Source organism: Staphylococcus sp. FSL K6-0223, from assembly GCF_038008285.1.
This window is the reverse complement of sequence record NZ_JBBOYX010000001.1, coordinates 1,799,643-1,818,769: the sequence shown is the minus strand read 5'-3', so window position 1 is coordinate 1,818,769 and position 19,127 is coordinate 1,799,643. Positions and strand designations below refer to the sequence as shown.

Genomic DNA, 19,127 nt, shown 5'->3' with positions numbered 1-19,127 from the left:
GGATGACAGATATTATAAATTTAATTAATGATATTGGACAAAAAAATCCAGATCGAGTAGCTATTAGACATAAATCAGATGAGTTAACGTATCGTCAACTTATAGAAGAATCTAGTAAGCTAGCACATTATTTGCAAGATACAAATAAGCCATTAATCATCTATGGTCATATGTCACCATATATGGTAGTTGGAATGATAGGAGCAATCAAAGCAGGATGTGGCTATGTCCCAATTGATACGTCAGTTCCAATAGAACGTGTAGAAATGATTATGAATAAAGTAGATCCAACATTTATTTTAAATACAACTGATTCAAGTGTGAATCAACCAAGGAAAGAACTTACAATCGAAGATATTAAACATTCTGATTATCCTATTGTTTTTGATAGTCAAATGGATAAAACAGATGTTGTTTATACTATATTCACTTCTGGTTCTACAGGTGAGCCTAAAGGTGTGCAAATTGAGTATGCGAGTTTAATAGAGTTTGCAGAATGGATGGTCTCATTAAATGAAACAGATAATCATCAGGAGTGGTTGAACCAAGCACCATTTTCATTTGATTTATCTGTAATGGCAATTTATCCATGTTTAACATCTGGTGGAACACTTAACTTAGTAGATAAAGATATGATAAAAAAACCGAAGTTATTAAATGAAATGCTTGTTCAAACGCCAATTAATGCTTGGGTATCAACACCATCATTTATAGAAATGTGTTTATTACTTCCTAACCTTAATGAAAAAGATTATCCAAGTTTAAATCATTTCTTCTTTTGTGGAGAAATTTTACCGCATAGAACAGCTAAAGCACTTGTTGATAGATATCCAAATGCAATTGTTTATAACACATATGGACCAACGGAAGCGACAGTTGCAGTTACTGGTGTAAAAATCACACCCGAGATTTTAGAACGTTATAATCCACTTCCAGTAGGTGTAGCAAGACCGAATACTACACTATCAACAACTGATGAAGGTGAACTTGTTATTAAAGGAACAAGTGTGAGTTTAGGATATCTAAAAAACAAAGAAAAAACTGAAGCAGTATTTAAGTTTGATAATGGCGTTCGCATTTATCACACGGGTGATAAAGCTATTGAAAAAGATGGTTATTGGTTTATCCAAGGACGTATCGATTTTCAAATAAAGTTAAACGGTTATCGCATGGAACTAGAAGAAATTGAAACACAATTAAGACACTCAAAATACGTTAGAGAAACTGTTGTTGTGCCTATTTATAAAAATGGAAAAGTTGTTTATCTTGTAGGTGCTATTGTACCTACTAAAAAAGTGGATAATGACTTAGAGATGACCAGAAACATTAAAAATGAATTGAAATCTCGCTTACCTGAATATATGATTCCGAGAAAATTCGTTTGGATGGAACAACTTCCATTAACATCAAATGGAAAACTTGATCGTAAACAAGTTGCAGAGGATATCGACGCATGATTCCTTATGGTACGTTTACCTTCTTCTTAGTCGCATTTATCGTTCTTTTACCAGTCATCATACTCGGATTTTTAGGTAAGCGAAGCTATGTGTACAATGGGATAAGTACAGTGATTATGATTGTGATTATTTTCTCTTCAGATAAATACAATTTATTTGGACAGAAATATTTAAGTGTTCAATTAATCAGTTTTGTAATTTATTTAATATGGCAAGTGCTATTAATCATGTGGTATTACAAATCACGACAAAAAAATAATACTTTTATTAAATTTTTAATTGTTATGATTTTATCTATTTTACCTTTAGCACTTGTTAAAATATTACAAAGTTCATGGTTAGGTGGACATCAAATACATTTCCATGAACATAAGTTAATTGAATTTGTCGGATTCTTAGGAATCTCATATGTTACTTTTAAAAGTGTACAACTTATAATGGAAATTAGAGATGGTTCTATTAAAGAAATTAAAGTGGGGAAATTGATTCAATTTATTTCATTCTTTCCAACAGTATCTTCAGGACCCATCGACCGTTATAAACGTTTTGTCAAAGACGATAAAAAAATACCAACTGGTGAGCAATACAGAGGTATGGTAGTTAAAGCGATTCATATGATTATGATGGGCTTCTTATATAAATATATTATTGCTCATTTAATTAATGTATATGCAATTATGCCATTATTAATGCATTTACATGGTTTTACTCATAAATGGTTATATATGTATGCCTATAGCTTTTACTTATTTTTTGACTTTGCAGGTTATAGTTTATTTGCAATAGCAGTGAGTTATCTATATGGCATTAATACACCACCAAACTTTAAACAGCCGTTTAAAGCACGTAACATTAAAGATTTCTGGAATAGATGGCATATGTCATTATCATTCTGGTTTAGAGACTGTGTTTATATGAGAACATTGTTCTATATGTCTCGTAAAAAAATAATGAAGAATCAATTTGCAATGTCAAATTTTGCCTTCTTCTTAAATTTCTTTATTATGGGTGTATGGCACGGATTAGAAGTATTTTATATTGTTTATGGTATTTATCACGGTTTAATGTTTATCGGATATGGATATTATGAACGCTGGAGAAAGAAACATCCACCTCGCTTTCAAAATGGTTTTACTACAGCATTAAGTGTTATTATCACATTCCATTTTGTAGCATTTGGATTCTTGATATTCTCAGGAAAATTAATTTAAAGGGAGAAATAAATGATGGAATTTAGAGAACAAGTTTTAGATGTATTAGCTGATGTAGCAGAAAATGACGTAGTTAAAGAAAACCCAGATGTTGAGATTTTTGAAGAAGGAATTATTGATTCATTTCAAACAGTTGGATTATTATTAGAAATTCAAAATAGATTAGGAATTGAAGTATCAATTATGGATTTTGATCGCGATGAATGGGCAACTCCTAATAAAATTGTTGAAGCTTTAGAAGAATTACGATGAAATTCAAACCATTTTTACCAATTCTTATTAGTGGAATCATATTTTTAGCTTTTGTATTAATGCCTGCGAGTTGGTTTACTGGTCTCGTTAACAATAAGACACTTGCTGATAATAGAATGTCACTAACTGATCAAGTACTTAAAGGTACGCTCATTCAAAATCAATTATTTAGTAATGATAAATATTATCCACTTTATGGTTCAAGTGAGTTAAATAAACGTGACCCGTTTAATCCTGCGATAGCAATGCATCATCGAAAAAATACAAAGCCTGTATTCTTAGTTGGTACGGGCGGTAATACAGATTTAATTAATGCTATTGAATTAGCGGGTCAATATGATCAACTTAAAGGTAAAAAGATGACATTTATCATTTCACCACAATGGTTTAGTACACATGGCGTTAATGATATGGATATGGCTGCGCGTACGACACCAAATCAAATCAATCAGATATTTCAACAAAAGGATATGCCTTCAGAGTTAAAACAACGCTATGCTAAACGATTATTAAAATTTAGAAGTGTTCCTAATAAGGAATATTTAAAAGAATTAGTAAAAGATCCAAGCAATCCAAAAGGTCGTTATATTTCTAATTTTAAAAAAAGTCAACTTCTTAAAATTGAGGCAATAAAAACATACTTTTCATTAGATAAATCACCATTAGCTCATGTACACTCACTTACATCACCCAATGATTCTTGGGAAAACATGAGTAATAAAGCAGTGCAACTTGGTGAAAAACGTTCTACTTCTAATGGTTATGGTATCCGTAACGAATATTGGAAAAAACTAATGCATAAAAAACCAATGAATCGTCGCCAATATGAATTTAAAATGAATTCACCAGAGTTTAAGGATTTATCTTTACTAGTAGATACAATGCATCAAGCAGGTGCTGATGTACAATATGTTATTCTTCCAGTAAATGGTAAATGGTACGATCATTTAGGTATTCACCGTTCAACACGTGAACCTGTCTATAAAAAAATACATAAAACTGTTGTGGGACATGGTGGCAAAGTGTATGATATGTCAAATAAAGACTATGAAAAATATGTATTAAGTGATGTGGTACATGTAGGTTGGAAAGGTTGGGTATACATGGATCGTCAAATTGAAAAACATATGAACAATCATCAAACTCAATTCTAAATAGCAAAAAAAAAAGACACCCTACTCTGATTAAATACTGAGGGTAGGGTGTCTTTAATTTATATCGTTAGAAAACTTGTTCTACTTCTATAACGCCTGGTACTTCTTCGTGTAAAGCACGTTCTATACCTGCTTTTAATGTAATAGTTGAGCTTGGGCATGTTCCACACGCACCATGTAATTGTAATTTTACGATGCCATCTTCTACATCGACTAATGTACAATCTCCTCCGTCACGTAATAAAAACGGACGTAAACGTTCAATAACTTCGGCTACTTGATCAAACATTGTTGCATTCTCAGTAGGCATGAGATATGTCTCCTTTCAAGTAAAATACTTCATAAACTTATTATTAATTTATTATAATAGATAAAGAAAGAAAAATCTATAAAACTAAACGGGGGATTAATATATGACAAAAGTAAGTGTTGTTGTTTACGGTGCAGATGTAGTGTGTGCAAGTTGTGTCAATGCACCAACTTCTAAAAATACGTATGAGTGGCTAAAACCATTATTAGAAAGAAAATATCCTAATATTCATTTCGAATATACATATATCGATTTTCAAAAAGAAACTGAAAATTTAAGTGATCATGATCAACAATATATTGAGCAAATTGAAAATGATGAGTTGTTTTACCCGCTTATTACAATGAACGATGAATATGTGGCTGACGGTTATATTCAGTCAAAAAAAGTGACTCATTTTATAGAACAATATATTATAAACAATTAATATAAAGTGCAGTATTCAATTTTTATAAAAATGTGGGGAAGCGTGAGATGATGAATAAAATTAAATTCTGTCTTGCTTCCCAGTTTTATTTATCCATTATGATATTTATATAGCCACAAAACACCTGATTTTAATATATGCGCTAAACGTCCTGTGACTGTGCGATCCATAATATAGGCAAACCCTTTTTTCTCTCCTAGAGAACCTAAGAAACCTTGAACTTTTAATTCAGACATTTTTTCAGGAAGTGGTTCATGATTCCATTGTTTTTTTAGTACATCGGCAATTTGATCACCCTGTACTTCTGCTAATTGAGCACTTGGCGCATGTGGTAAAGCTGCGCAATCTCCAACTACATAAACATTTTTATAAGTTGGTACTTGATGATATTGATTGACGATAACGCGACCACTTTTATTAATATCAATAGGCAGTTTTCTTACAATTTCAACGGGTTGAATACCTGCTGTCCATACTACAATATCAACAGGCTCTGGTGTACCTCCATTATAAATTCTTCCTTGCTCAACTTTATCAATCAAAGAATTAGGAACCACGTTTACATTATTTTCGCGGAACCACTTCGCAATATAATTACTTAATTTTTCTGGAAAATTTCTTAATATACGAGGTCCACGATCATATAAAATAATTTCTAAATCTGTGCGACTTTCACGTAGTTCACTTGCTAATTCAATGCCACTCAAGCCAGCTCCTACAATTCCAACACGCGCTCCTTTAGGTAGTTCGCTAATACTATGAAACGTTTCACGCGCTTTAGAAAGCGTTTGAATACTATGAGTGTATTCTTTAGCTCCTGGAACATTATGATATTTATCTTCACAACCTAGTCCGATAATCAACTCATTATAATCTACTTTAGTTTGTCCTACCGAAACAATTTGGTTATCTAAGTCGATATCACTTATTTCTCCATAAATTGTATTTACGCGATGTGAATTAGGAAAATTCATTCGCACATCACTATCAGATTTTGTGCCTGCAGCGAGCGCATAGAATTCAGGTTTTAAACCATGAAACGGCATTCGATCTATAAGAGTTAATGTGTATTCTTGAGGAAGAACATCTGGAAGAATGCGCGACATAATACGCATATTACCATACCCTCCACCAAGCAGAACTAAATGTTTCATATTATGTTACCCCTTTACATTAAAATATCAATTGTCTATGTAGTATTAATGTCAGACCTTTATAATGTCAGACTGTATAAATAAAGTATAGGTTCAATAATAAGTGATTCAGCCTATTTTAACGCTTATTTTTCATTTATTGTCCCCTAACAAATAAATGAAAGATTAATATAATTTTATTATATATGTTTTTAATAATCACGACAAACAAATGTGAAATGTTATTGCAAAATACAAATAGTTAAAAACCATAGCAATGCAACATATTAAGAGATTTGTTATAATAATGTAATTAAATTAAAAAGAAGGTGAAGTATGTTTCCATTAGTCGAATTCTGTATATCGAATATGGCCAAAGGCGGAGACTACGTTTACGATAAACTCGAAAGTGATCCTGAAGTAGATGTGTTAGAATATGGATGTCTCAATAATTGTGGTTTATGTTCTTCTGGGTTATATGCATTGGTAGATGGAGAAGTCGTAGAAGGGGATACACCTGAAGATTTGTTAAACAATATTTATAAACACATAGAAGAAAATGATTTTACAAACTTATTATAGGAGTGATTAGAAATGCCAACAGTAATACTTACTGAAGCAGCAGCTTATGAAGTAAAAGACATGTTGAAAAGTAATCATATGGAAAACGGTTATTTAAAAATTAAAGTGAATGGTGGCGGATGTACAGGTTTAACATATGGTATGTCTGCAGAAGAAGCCCCAGGATCAAATGATGAAATATTAGAATATTATGGATTAAAAGTCTTAGTAGATAAAGATGATGCTCCCGTACTGAATGGCACTAAAATTGATTTTAAACAATCATTAATGGGTGGTGGATTCCAAATCGACAACCCAAATGCAATTGCATCATGTGGATGTGGCAGTTCTTTTAGAACAGCAAAAGTAGCTGGACATCCTGAAAATTGTTAAGTCTCATATTCTTAAGTTAATACAATATAGTAATAATAAATTTAAATAATCGTTCTGTTGTTGCTTGAAAATATGGTATAAAAACTATAAAATTGGAAGTGGATTAATTTTGTCTTTTTTGTGAATAAATGTTCGCAAAATGGAATATAAAAGTGTTGACTAAGACTATAAATGGGGATGAACAAATAGGTTAAGTTCAAAGTTTTACGAAACAATCAGTATTTTTACAATACTATTGTATTATAAAAATGCTACGTTTCAACATGTTCTGAAACTTGTAGCCTTTATCTACATTTAAGAAAAAATACGAAAGCTTAGGTGAATGAAATGGCACAAAATCGTAAAAAAGTACTTGTATTAGGTGCAGGATATGCAGGTTTACAAGCAGTTACTAAATTACAAAAAGAAGTATCTGCAAATGAAGCAGAAATCACTTTAGTTAACAAAAACAAATATCATTATGAAGCAACTTGGTTACACGAAGCGTCAGCTGGTACTTTAAATTATGAAGATTTAATTTATCCAATTGAAAGTGTAATTGACAAAAATAAAGTCAACTTCATCAATGCAGAAGTAACTAAAATTGATAGAAACGCTAAAAAAGTAGAAACTACTCATGGTATTTTTGAATATGATATTTTAGTTGTTGCTTTAGGATTTGAAAGTGAAACATTCGGTATTAACGGAATGAAAGAACATGCGTTCCAAATTGAAAATATTCATACTGCTCGCGAATTATCTCGTCATATTGAAGATAAATTTGCGAACTACGCTGCATCAAAAGAGAAAGATGAAAATGATTTAGCAATTTTAGTAGGTGGCGCTGGATTTACAGGTATTGAATTCTTAGGTGAATTAACAGACAGAATTCCTGAATTATGTAATAAATATGGTGTAGATCAAAATAAAGTTAAAATTACATGTGTTGAAGCTATGCCTAAAATTTTACCAATGTTCTCAGAAAATCTTGTAAATTATGTAGTTAATTATTTAGAAGAACGTGGCGTTGAATTTAAAATTGGTACGCCAATCGTTGCTTGTAATGAAAAAGGTTTCAAAGTTAAAACAAATGATCAAGAACAACAACTTGAAGCCAATACTGCAGTGTGGGCTGCTGGAGTTCGCGGTAGTCAACTTATGGAAGAATCATTCGAAGGTGTAAAACGTGGTCGTATCGTAACTAAACAAGATTTAACAATCGATGGTCATGATGATATCTTCGTTATTGGTGATGTTTCTGCGTTTATCCCAGCAGGTGAGGAACGTCCATTACCAACTACAGCTCAAATTGCTATGCAACAAGGTGCACATGTTGCTAAAAACATTGAAAATATCTTAAATGGTCAAGCTACAACTGACTTCGAATATATTGATCGTGGTACAGTTTGTTCTTTAGGTTCACATGATGGTGTAGGTCATGTGTTTGGTAGAGACATCACTGGTAAAAAAGCTGCGTTCATGAAGAAAGTGATTGATACACGTGCAGTATTCAAAATGGGTGGCGTTGGCTTAGCATTTAAAAAAGGTAAATTCTAAGTTAATAAATTAAATATTTAATCATTAAGGAGTGAGACAGAAATCTGTGAAACAAAATAGATTTCAATATCTCACTCCTTTATTTTAAAGGAGAGTTATATGATACATTTTAATTATGATTCGAATAAAATGACCGACGTTATTATTCTAGGAGTACCCGATCATCTTAATCAAATTGGAAAGATCACGTACAAAAATAGTGACCTTACACAAACTATTGAAAATTACCGACATCGTCATATTGTAAGTAGTCAATTAGGAAAAACATCTTCGACTATTTTATACATAAATAATGAACCTAAACGTTTAATTACGGTTGGACTAGGAAATTTGAAAACATTATCTTATGCTTCATTTTTAAAAGTATTTGGTACACTTTTTCAATATCTAAAAAAAGAGCGTGTGACAGAAGCAAATGTTCTTTTTGATACATTTAATTCAAAACAAATTGACAAAACAATTATTGCAGAGATTTTCGGATTACAAAGTAGACAATCGATTTATGAATTTAACAACTATAAATCTAACAAATCCACACCATATCAACTGGAATTATATATAGAATCATCTAATAGTGATGAAGATACAAAAAATATAAAAGCAGGGTATTTGATTGGTGAATCGGTGAATATAGCACGTGACTTTAGTAATATGCCTCCCAATATACTTACTCCAGAATATTTTGCAAGTGAAGTAGCACATCACTTTAAATCGTCTTCTGTTTCAGTAGATATTAAAAATAATGACACATTGTTATCAGAAGGTTTTGGTTTACTACATGCTGTAGGTAAAGGATCCACTCACTCTCCTGTTGTTATTACTTTAACGTATCATGGAACAGATGAAAATGAAGCGCCTATTGCATTAGTTGGGAAAGGGATTACATATGATTCTGGTGGTTATAGCATCAAATCTAAAATGGGTATGCAAACAATGAAATTTGATATGTGTGGTGCTGCTAACGTTGTAGGAATGATTGATGCTGTATCTAAATTATCTTTACCAGTAAATATTGTAGGTGTCATTGTCTCTGCAGAGAATATGATTAGTCAACAGGCTATGAAACCAGATGATGTATATACTGCCTTAAGTGGTGAAACAGTAGAAGTTTTAAATAGCGATGCTGAAGGCCGTTTAGTTTTAGGAGATGGCGTATTTTATGCAAATCAATTTCAACCACGTTTAATATGTGATTTTGCTACTCTTACAGGTGCTGCTATAGCGGCATTAGGAGAAGATAAGGCTGCTTTATTTAGTTCTAATGCAGATGAAGATATGAAACACATTTTAAAAAGTGCTAGAGAAGTTGATGAATTCGCTTTTGAATTACCTATTACTCAAACTGAACAACAATTGATTCGTAATACAGAGGTCGCTGATTTAGTGAATCATACAAATGGACAAGGTAAAGCCTTATTTGCTGCAGCTTTCGTTACGCATTTTAGTGAGCAAACACCACATATTCATTTTGATATTGCAGGTCCTGCAACGATTAATAAAAATAACTATAAAGGTCCTAAAGGTCCGACAGGAAGCATGATAATGACCATTGTGAATTGGTTAAGACAATCAATATAAAATGGATGTTAGAAATGAATATACATTCATTGTGAGGCAAAATAGATAAATGTCTGAGGTACATTGATACCTTAGACGTTTATTTTTTTAAAATACTATTATATTAGGCGTTGACAACCGCCTAACTACTTGATATTATTAATCACATAATTATACACTTTAGTTCGGTAGAGTGATAAAGGATGTGAGTATAATGTTTAATGCTGTAGTTATTGCCGTAATATTAATGATTATATTATGTCTCTTAAGACTGAATGTTATCATTAGTTTATTTATTAGTTCACTTGTAGGTGGTCTAATATCGGGCATGAGTTTAAACAAAGTAATTAGTGTATTCGGTAAAAATATTGTAGATGGTTCGGAAGTGGCATTAAGTTACGCTTTATTAGGGGGCTTTGCAGCACTGATATCATATAGTGGCATCACAGATTATTTAGTAAATAAAATTATTCGTGCGATTCATACTGAGAATAGCCGCTTATCAAGGATTAAAGTAAAAGTGATTATTATTTTAGTATTACTAGCAATGAGTATTATGAGTCAGAACTTAATTCCAGTACATATTGCATTTATACCAATTGTAATTCCACCATTACTTAGTCTATTTAACGATTTGAAAATTGATAGACGATTAATTGGTTTAGTTATAGGATTTGGTTTATGTTGGCCATATGTTTTACTACCTTATGGCTTTGGACAGATTTTCCACCAAATTATACAAAGTGGATTTCAAAAAGCTCATCATCCTATCGAATTTAATATGATTTGGAAAGCAATGTTAATTCCTTCACTTGGTTATATTGTCGGTTTAGTTATTGGGTTGTTTGTTTATCGTAAACCACGTGAATATAAGCAAGAGGTACTTAAAGATAATGAAGAAGAAATAGCAGAAATTCGGCCATATGTATTAGTTGTTACGATTGTTGCTATTTTCGCTACTTTCTTAGTTCAAACATTTACGGATTCAATGATTTTTGGAGCATTAGCTGGAGTGCTGATATTCTTTATTTCTGGTATTTATAAATGGAATGAATTAGATAGTCAATTTGTAGAAGGAATAAAAATAATGTCATTTATTGGTGTCGTTATTTTATCAGCTAACGGTTTTGCCGGTGTCATGAATGCTACTGGTGATATTGAAAAATTAGTTTCTAGTTTAACTGAGATTACAAATGGACATAAATTAATTACTATTATTGCAATGTATATTGTTGGCCTTATTGTTACGTTAGGCATTGGATCATCTTTTGCTACGATTCCAATTATTGCAGCTTTATTTATACCACTAGGTTCATCTCTTGGTTTAGATAATATGGCATTAATTGCTTTAGTAGGAACAGCTGCTGCACTTGGAGATTCTGGTTCACCAGCAAGTGATTCAACACTTGGACCCACAGCAGGTCTTAATGTAGATGGTCAACATGATCACATTAGAGATACATGTATACCTAACTTCCTTTTCTATAATGTTCCATTGATGATTTTTGGTACAATAGCTGCAATGGTATTATAGAAAAAAAGAGGTGACAACATGTCTAATTTACTTGAAACATTTGATATGAAAATCGAAACAGTAGATGAGGGAATAGTTGTAATTTCTATGCCAGTCACTGATAAGGTTAAACAACCCTTTGGCTATCTACATGGTGGTGCAAGTATTGCATTAGGTGAAACAGCTTGTTCATTAGGCGCTGCCCATTTAATTGATACGAAACACTTTATCCCATTAGGTTTAGAAATGAATGCCAATCATATTCACTCAGTAAAAGAGGGACGCGTGATTGCTACCGCTTCTATTATTCATAAAGGTCATACGACACAAGTATGGAATATAGAAATTAAAAGTGATCAAGATAAATTAATTAGTATCATGAGAGGTACAATAGGGATTAAACCATTAAAATAACAAATTATAAAATACTAGCCCGTAGAAAATATTCATCTACGGGCTAGTATTTTATATTTATGATACTTCTCTATGGTGATTTATTCTTTGAAATACGCTATAAATTCTTTGAGCTGCTTCTTTACCTCCCATGATATTTCTAGCAAATGGACCAAGTTCTAAATCAGCTAGTCCACCAGCAACAAATAAATGAGGTAACCATTCTAATTCATGTGTGATTTTTGGAAATCCACAAGATAGGAGGAGGCATTAGCATTTTGAATTAGAGATTGTATCATGGGTTGCTGCAAAGTTGAAGACTTAAATCCAGTTGCTAAAAGTATGTAATCATATGGGATATTTAAATTTTCAGTAATAATTTGATGCGATTTTAAGTCCTTAATCTCTTCTTTATATATAATAAGTCTTTTATTTTGAACATATTTCTTTAAGCGTAAATATAACTCGTGAGGCATTGAACCTTTATGTCTTTCTTTTAATACTGTTTGAAGTTTTTCTTCATGTGAAGAATGATTTAAAAAGGCCTTCATTTTTTGGGGACCTAGCCAACCAGGATCAGCATCAAAATGTTGAATATCTATATTTTTATTCATCCATAAATGAACGATTTTATTCTTATCTAATTTTAAAACCTTTAATGTTAAATGAGCAGCTGAAATACCACTTCCAATGACATGAGATGATTGTGAAAATAATTGAGAATTAAAATGATCACTAAATATATGACATACATCTTTAGCTTGAGTAAATGCGGCAGGGACAAAAGGTTCATTATGACATCCTTGTGCTAAAACAACACAATCAGTTTGAATGACAGAATGATGACTTGTTGTAATACTCCATCCTCTTTGATTTTTTTCAATGCGTTGAACATAACTTTGAATATAACTTTGATTTAGATGGTAGTTATGTATTTGAGCATGTGTGTGATCCATAAACATCTCTGTTTGAGATCTTTGATAACGACCAAAAGTTGGATTAATATACTAATTCATTTTTGCAAATTTTTTTAAATGAAATGGGTCAGGATGAATATGATGTACAATAGGTGAACGTAAGTAAGGCATAGCAATTCTATTTGTGCATTTATGAAATTGTTCGCATAAAGAATCATGAGGGTCGATAATTGTAAGATTTTGGATGGACATGCCTACTTCACGTAACTTAATTGCTATAGTGGTTCCTTGTATACCGCCACCAATAATAGTCCAATGCATAATAAAACTCCTTTAAAACGTAATTATTACGATTTATAATAACATAAAACTATCTTTTTCAAAACAAAAAATCGAAGCACTTTAAGAAAGTACCTCGATTTTTATCAAATTATATTTTCTTATTGTTAAATTCATCTTTAAGTTCATCAATTTTTGTATCTTTAGTATAAGGCGTTTTATTATTATATGATGCTTTCATCATTAAATGGCTAGAAAGAGGGCCAGTAATCAAAATGAAAATAATGCCGAATATCAGTTGCATATTGGCGTATCCTTCTGTTCCCATAAAATATAAAAACGTTCCAAATAATAAAAATATAGCACCTAATGTTGCAGATTTACCTGCAGCATGACCGCGTGAATAGACATCTTTTAAACGAATAATACCAATAGCAGTAATTGCACTTATCAATGCACCTAAGATAATGAAAATGATGGCTAAACTAATGATGATTTTTGCTATCACGTTCAATCACCTTACCTTTATCTATAAATTTAGAGAATACTGCTGTACCTAAGAAAGCTAAAATACCAATAAGTAAAATAACTACAAGTAAGTATTGTGAGCCGATAAATACACTATATAATGCAACACACGCCATCAATTGTAAGCCAATAGCGTCTAGTGCAAGGACGCGATCAGGTAAAGTGGGACCTTTAATAATACGAATAAACATTGCTAGCATCGATAATACTACGACAATTAAAGCAATAATAATAATTGTTTTTACCATTAAGCTTCGCCCACCTCTCTCACTACTTTTTCAAGTGATGATTTAATGCTTTCAATTTCTTCTTCTTTCGTACTAAAGTCAATTGAGTGAATGTATATTTTAGTTCTATCATCACTAATACCTAAAACGACAGTTCCTGGTGTTAAAGTGATTAAATTAGATAATAAAACAATTTGCCAATCATGTTTTAAATCTGTGTGATAAATAAAGAAACCAGGTTGATTTTTAAGTCTTGGCTGTAACACAATTTTGGATACATCAATATTGGCTTTCATTAATTCTATAAAAAAGACAACAATCAATTTAATGACTTTATAAACTCTTTTTAAATAAAAACTACCAGGCAATACTTTTTTAAATAAGTAAACAAGCCCAATTCCTATTAAAAATCCTAGTAAAAAGTTATTAAATGTATAACTGCCGCTTAAAAACATCCATATAATAGCTAATATAATATTTAACACAAATTGAAGAGCCATTAGTATCTACCTCCTAATACACTTTTAATATAAACATTAGGATCATAGAAAGATTTAGCTGCTTCTGATATAAATGGATAAAGTGCATCAGCAGATAAACCAAATAGTACAGTAATGATAACTGCAATTACTGAAACGATTGTTGCTTGTTTTACATTTACATTGTTATTCATTTTATATCCCTTAGGTTCACCAAAGAAACCATGTAGGAAAATACGAATCACAGAATAGAGTACGATTAAACTTGAAAGTAATACGATAATTGCACTGATATAAAATCCTTTTTCAAAAGCGGCTTTTACAATAAAGTATTTTCCATAAAACCCACTAAATGGGGGAATACCAGCCAAGCTTAAAGCTGCAATAAAGAAAGACCAACCAAGTATAGGATATGTCTTAATTAAACCACCGAATGACTTAAGATTTGATGTTTTGGTAATTTGATACATGACACCAATAATTAAGAAAAGTGCAGTCTTAACTAACATATCGTGAATGGTATAATATATAGCACCCATAATTCCTAATTTACTCATCATAGCAACACCAACGAGTATGACACCTACTGCAATCATAATATTATATAAAATAATTTTTTTAATATCATAATAAGCAATGGCACCAATGGATCCAAATATAATCGTTAATAGTGCTAAGAATAAAATAGTATAGTGAGAAAAACTCATTGTGTTATGGAAAAAAAGACTAAGTGTTCTTAAAATAGCATAGACGCCAACTTTAGTTAATAAAGCACCGAAGAATGCAATGATAGCAAAAGGTGGCGCATAGTATGATCCAGGTAACCAAACATATAATGGAAAAACACCAGCTTTAGTTGCAAACACAAAGATGAACAAAATAAAGACAATACTTAATAATCCTTGATGTGAATGAGATAATTCATTCAGTTTTACGCTAATGTCAGCCATATTTAAAGTGCCGACGATTGAATATAAGATAGCAACAGCAATAACGAAAAATGTCGATGTTACAACATTAATAAGTAAATATTTGACCGTTTCTTGAAGTTGAATACGTGTACCACCTAATACAAGCAATGCATAAGATGACATTAAAAAGACTTCAAAGAATACGAAAAGGTTAAAAATATCTCCAGTAGTGAAAGCACCAATAATACCCACTAACATAAAGACGATTGAAAAATGAAAATAGTAACGCTCTCTATCGATTCCGGCAGTTGAAAAAGAATAGATCGTAATGAGCAGAGTAATGATAATACTCGTTACAATCAACATTGCCCCTAACGTATCTAATAAAAAGATAATACCATATGGGGCTGGCCAAGAACCTAATTCTACTTTAAGAGGACCAAATTTACTAACATTAATTAAATTAATCATCGCTACAATCAAAGTTAAAACTAAACCTATCAATGTGACCGCACGCTTTAATGGATAGCGTTGACCCAAAAAGATAAGAATAATAGCGGTAATGATTGGTATAACTAATGTAAGAACAACCATATTAGTTGCTATCATCACTAGGCACTCCTTTCATTTGTTCTATGTTGTCTGTGCCTAATTCTTTATACGTTCTAAAAGCTAAGACTAAGAAAAAAGCAGTAGTTGCAAATGCAATAACAATTGCAGTAAGTATTAATGCATGAGGGATTGGATCTACATAGTGATGAATATCTTTTTCATATATTGGCATTTCACCATGTTTCAATCCTCCCATAGTAATTAAAAATAAATTTGATGCATGTGTAATCAGCGTTGTTCCCATAATAATACGTATTAAACTTTTAGATAAAACGAGATAGACACTGATTGATGTAAGTATGCCACATACAATAATCATAATAATTTCCACTATTCGTTCTCTCCAATCGTTATAATAATAGTCATTACTGTACCAATTACTGCACACATAACGCCAAAGTCGAAGAACATTGGTGTATTCATATGAACAGAGTGTAGAAGTGGTAATGGAATATTAAATTCTGTATGTGTAAAGAAACTTTTTCCGTAAAACCAACTTGCTATAGGCGTACTTACACAGAATAATAAACCAATACCAATTAAGATTTTAAAATCCCAAGGAAAGATTTTACGCATCGTTTTTATATCAAATGCAATCATAATAATGGTCAAAGCAGTTGATAGAAGCAATCCACCAACAAATCCTCCACCTGGTGTGTAATGTCCTGCTAAAAATAAAGTAATACCAAAAAGAGCAATTAAGAAAGCAATAATTACAGCTGAATACTGAAACATTAAATTGTTATTTTGTCTATTCATTGCTTTCCACCTCACTTGTTTTGTTACGTTTACTTCGTAATTTAATCATCGTGTAAACTGCAAGACCTGCAATACCTAATACAGAAGATTCAAATAAGGTATCCATACCACGGAAGTCTACGAGAATAACGTTAACCATATTTTTACCATGTGCTAAGTCATAAACATGTGCCTTGTAATATTCTCCAATAGAAGAAAAATGTCTATTACCATAAGCGATAAGACCTAATATTGTCACTACCAAACCAACACCAATAGAGATGATAGCATTCGTTAATTTAAATGATGTTTTTTCATTATAGCGATTTAAGTTAGGCAAGTGATAGAAACATAATAGAAATAGACCCGTTGAGATAGACTCAACAACAAATTGTGTTAAAGCTAAATCAGGTGCCTTAAAGAAAACAAATAAAACTGATACTGCATAGCCAACAACACTAAGCATAATAATACTAAATAAACGAGATGTTGCTGTAACAACTAAGAACGCTGAGATAGTAAGTATTATGATAATAATCATTTCATAGATGTGAATTGTATTTATATTTTTAAAATTAAAGCTAAACGGTACCCTCACTAATGTGATGAGTGTTAACACAATTAATGTACCAAAAATAAAGACTAAACTATCCCGTACATACCCATTAACATAATAATTAGTTAGAGAAGCGGAATGATTTGGTAACCATTTGCCAGTAGTATCATACCAATAATTTAATTTTAAGTTGTCTGGTTGTGCTTTTAATAAACGAATCCAATAATTGAACGTAAATAATAAGATAATACCTACAATCCAAATCGTTAAAGTAGAGATGAACGCAGGAGTAATACCATGGAACATATGGAATTCTGCATGTACGGTTGATATTCCACTTATGGCTTTAGTAGCTGGTTCGATTATAGAATGTGTTAATAGTCCAGGGAATAGTCCGAAAACAACAACTAGCGTTGCTAGAATTGCTGGTGAAATTAACATTAATAATGATGCTTCATGTGCTTTCTTAGGTAATAAATCAGAATGATATTTACCAAAGAATACATGTAGTACGAATTTAATTGAATATACAAATGTAAATATACTACCTACAATCGCTAAAATTGGAAAAACAATACCTAGAGTATTTAAACTAAATAGAGGCGTGTGTGTAGCTTCTATCATAGCCTCTAAGAATTTTTCTTTTGATAAGAAACCATTAAATGGTGGCACACCTGCCATACTTAATGCTGTAATTACAGTAAGAGTAAAAGAAATTGGCATGATAGTAAGTAAACCGCCCAATTTTTTTACATCACGTGTGCCTGTCACATGATCAATGGCACCTGTAATCATAAATAATGCACCTTTAAAGGTAGCATGGTTAATTAAATGGAAAGCAGCTGCTGTAAAACCAGCGATATATAATTGACTGTCACTACCTTCAAAATGATAACTTATAGCTCCAATACCTAGCATAGACATAATCATTCCCAATTGTGAAACTGTAGAAAATGCTAGAATCCCTTTCAAATCTTGTTGTTTCGTTGCATTTAATGAAGCCCAAAATAGTGTGATTAAGCCTACTAAAGTAATAGTCCATATCCATCCTTCTGATATCGCGAATAATGGGGTTAAACGTGCAACAAGATATAACCCTGCTTTAACCATTGTAGCTGAATGTAAATATGCACTGACAGGAGTAGGTGCCTCCATTGCATCAGGTAACCAAATGTAAAATGGTACTTGTGCAGATTTTGTGAAAGCTGCTAACATAATTAAAACCATTGCAAGTGTAAAGAAAGAACTGTCTTGTATTTGAGATACATGATGGATTAAATAATGTAGACTTAATGATTGTCCTGCAAGTGAAATTAAGATTAATCCACCAAGTAAACTAAGTCCTCCAAATACAGTGATAATCAGTGACTTTTGTGCTCCATATATAGAAGCTTTCTTTTCTCTCCAAAAAGAAATGAGTAAAAAACTTGAGAATGAAGTTAATTCCCAGAATAGATATAAGATAATGATATTATCTGAGAGTACGACGCCTAACATTGCACCCATAAACAGTAATAAATAACAGTAAAAATTCCCTAATCGTTCAGATTTATCTAAATAACCGATTGAATAAAGAACTACTAAACTTCCAATGCCAGTTATAAGCAAACTAAAGAGTATGCTTAAGCCATCAAGATAAATATCAAAATTCATGCCGATATGTGGCATCCAATTGAAAGTTTTTATTACTGTATTACCTGATTGAGTAGTTGAAATATAAGATAAAAAATAAATAAATAAGACAACAGGAACAGGTAATACAAACCATCCTAAATGAATCTTTTTAAAGAAACGATAAAGAATTGGAATAATGAGTGCGAATATTAACGGTAAAAGTACCGCAATATGTATCAAACTCACTATATTTTCCTCCTTCAAAAATTGTTATAAATTTTATTATACATCAATCAATTTATTCTGAAAAACTGTGAAAAGATGTAAAGTCAGCAATTTTACTTATCTTGTTAAATAGGAAGAAAGACG

The 19,127-nt window shown here is 31.6% G+C and carries 20 protein-coding genes and 1 pseudogene; 11 read left to right on the top strand and 10 right to left on the bottom strand.

Features of this window, described 5'->3' with window-relative positions; all coding sequences use genetic code 11:
* The first annotated feature begins 2 nt into the window (after positions 1–2).
* Genes dltA through dltD form a run of 4 tightly spaced genes read left to right on the top strand, consistent with a single transcriptional unit; the run spans position 3 to position 4,074 of the window.
* Entirely contained in the window at positions 3–1,457 is a 1,455-nt protein-coding gene (dltA, locus tag MHI13_RS09000; RefSeq protein ID WP_017175866.1) for a D-alanine--poly(phosphoribitol) ligase subunit DltA, read from the top strand.
* Positions 1,454–2,668, top strand: coding sequence for a D-alanyl-lipoteichoic acid biosynthesis protein DltB (gene dltB / locus MHI13_RS08995; RefSeq protein WP_049335123.1), 1,215 nt, complete (start codon positions 1,454–1,456; stop codon positions 2,666–2,668). Before dltA ends, dltB begins: the two co-directional genes overlap by 4 nt.
* A gap of 15 nt (positions 2,669–2,683) precedes the next feature.
* On the top strand, positions 2,684–2,920 hold the full coding sequence (gene dltC / locus MHI13_RS08990; RefSeq protein ID WP_002448193.1) for a D-alanine--poly(phosphoribitol) ligase subunit 2: 237 nt from the start codon (positions 2,684–2,686) through the stop codon (positions 2,918–2,920).
* A complete protein-coding gene (gene dltD / locus MHI13_RS08985) occupies positions 2,917–4,074 on the top strand; it encodes a D-alanyl-lipoteichoic acid biosynthesis protein DltD (RefSeq protein WP_070548406.1) in 1,158 nt (385 codons plus the stop codon). Before dltC ends, dltD begins: the two co-directional genes overlap by 4 nt.
* Positions 4,075–4,141: 67 nt before the next feature.
* Here the strand turns inward: dltD and MHI13_RS08980 are convergent, their stop codons facing one another.
* Positions 4,142–4,384 (bottom strand): NifU family protein, encoded by a 243-nt coding sequence (locus tag MHI13_RS08980; protein WP_002433501.1) that lies wholly within the window; start codon positions 4,382–4,384, stop codon positions 4,142–4,144.
* 103 nt (positions 4,385–4,487) lie between these two features.
* Between MHI13_RS08980 and MHI13_RS08975 the strand changes: the two genes are divergently transcribed.
* On the top strand, positions 4,488–4,811 hold the full coding sequence (locus MHI13_RS08975; protein ID WP_048679904.1) for a YuzD family protein: 324 nt from the start codon (positions 4,488–4,490) through the stop codon (positions 4,809–4,811).
* Positions 4,812–4,900: 89 nt separating this feature from the next.
* Here the strand turns inward: MHI13_RS08975 and MHI13_RS08970 are convergent, their stop codons facing one another.
* Positions 4,901–5,965 carry an NAD(P)/FAD-dependent oxidoreductase gene (locus tag MHI13_RS08970; protein WP_070548404.1) on the bottom strand — a complete coding sequence of 355 codons (1,065 nt, stop codon included), beginning with the start codon at positions 5,963–5,965 and terminating at the stop codon, positions 4,901–4,903.
* Between the two features lie 315 nt (positions 5,966–6,280).
* Here MHI13_RS08970 and MHI13_RS08965 point away from each other — a divergent pair, with 315 nt between their 5' ends.
* From MHI13_RS08965 to MHI13_RS08940, 6 genes are all read left to right on the top strand, one after another.
* Positions 6,281–6,526 (top strand): YuzB family protein, encoded by a 246-nt coding sequence (locus MHI13_RS08965; protein WP_002448156.1) that lies wholly within the window; start codon positions 6,281–6,283, stop codon positions 6,524–6,526.
* A gap of 12 nt (positions 6,527–6,538) precedes the next feature.
* Positions 6,539–6,898: a HesB/IscA family protein gene (locus tag MHI13_RS08960; RefSeq protein WP_049379468.1), complete on the top strand. Its 360-nt coding sequence runs from the start codon at positions 6,539–6,541 to the stop codon at positions 6,896–6,898.
* 327 nt (positions 6,899–7,225) lie between these two features.
* On the top strand, positions 7,226–8,434 hold the full coding sequence (locus MHI13_RS08955; protein ID WP_017175861.1) for an NAD(P)/FAD-dependent oxidoreductase: 1,209 nt from the start codon (positions 7,226–7,228) through the stop codon (positions 8,432–8,434).
* 99 nt (positions 8,435–8,533) lie between these two features.
* Complete coding sequence (locus MHI13_RS08950; protein WP_070548402.1) at positions 8,534–10,012, top strand: M17 family metallopeptidase; 1,479 nt, start codon at positions 8,534–8,536, stop codon at positions 10,010–10,012.
* A 193-nt stretch (positions 10,013–10,205) separates the two neighbouring features.
* The gene (locus tag MHI13_RS08945) at positions 10,206–11,525 is read left to right on the top strand and encodes a Na+/H+ antiporter family protein (protein ID WP_019835068.1); all 1,320 of its coding nucleotides are present in this window, start codon (positions 10,206–10,208) and stop codon (positions 11,523–11,525) included.
* 18 nt (positions 11,526–11,543) lie between these two features.
* A complete protein-coding gene (locus MHI13_RS08940) occupies positions 11,544–11,918 on the top strand; it encodes a PaaI family thioesterase (RefSeq protein ID WP_017175858.1) in 375 nt (124 codons plus the stop codon).
* 57 nt (positions 11,919–11,975) lie between these two features.
* Here MHI13_RS08940 and MHI13_RS08935 read toward each other — a convergent pair.
* From MHI13_RS08935 to MHI13_RS08900, 8 genes and pseudogenes are all read right to left on the bottom strand, one after another.
* Positions 11,976–13,135, bottom strand: a pseudogene (locus tag MHI13_RS08935) (NAD(P)-binding domain-containing protein).
* A gap of 109 nt (positions 13,136–13,244) precedes the next feature.
* Complete coding sequence (locus MHI13_RS08930; protein WP_017175855.1) at positions 13,245–13,601, bottom strand: Na+/H+ antiporter subunit G1; 357 nt, start codon at positions 13,599–13,601, stop codon at positions 13,245–13,247.
* Entirely contained in the window at positions 13,579–13,869 is a 291-nt protein-coding gene (locus tag MHI13_RS08925) for a Na(+)/H(+) antiporter subunit F1 (RefSeq protein ID WP_017175854.1), read from the bottom strand. Before MHI13_RS08925 ends, MHI13_RS08930 begins: the two co-directional genes overlap by 23 nt.
* Positions 13,869–14,348, bottom strand: a complete 480-nt coding sequence (locus tag MHI13_RS08920; protein WP_017175853.1) for a Na+/H+ antiporter subunit E — start codon at positions 14,346–14,348, stop codon at positions 13,869–13,871. The genes MHI13_RS08925 and MHI13_RS08920 overlap by 1 nt, the downstream gene beginning before the upstream one ends.
* Entirely contained in the window at positions 14,348–15,847 is a 1,500-nt protein-coding gene (locus MHI13_RS08915) for a Na+/H+ antiporter subunit D (protein ID WP_049382057.1), read from the bottom strand. The genes MHI13_RS08920 and MHI13_RS08915 overlap by 1 nt, the downstream gene beginning before the upstream one ends.
* Positions 15,834–16,181 (bottom strand): Na+/H+ antiporter Mnh1 subunit C, encoded by a 348-nt coding sequence (gene mnhC1, locus MHI13_RS08910; protein WP_002448250.1) that lies wholly within the window; start codon positions 16,179–16,181, stop codon positions 15,834–15,836. The genes MHI13_RS08915 and mnhC1 overlap by 14 nt, the downstream gene beginning before the upstream one ends.
* A complete protein-coding gene (locus MHI13_RS08905) occupies positions 16,181–16,609 on the bottom strand; it encodes a Na(+)/H(+) antiporter subunit B (protein WP_017175851.1) in 429 nt (142 codons plus the stop codon). Before MHI13_RS08905 ends, mnhC1 begins: the two co-directional genes overlap by 1 nt.
* Entirely contained in the window at positions 16,602–19,004 is a 2,403-nt protein-coding gene (locus MHI13_RS08900; RefSeq protein ID WP_049382056.1) for a Na+/H+ antiporter subunit A, read from the bottom strand. Before MHI13_RS08900 ends, MHI13_RS08905 begins: the two co-directional genes overlap by 8 nt.
* Between the last annotated feature and the right edge of the window lie 123 nt (positions 19,005–19,127).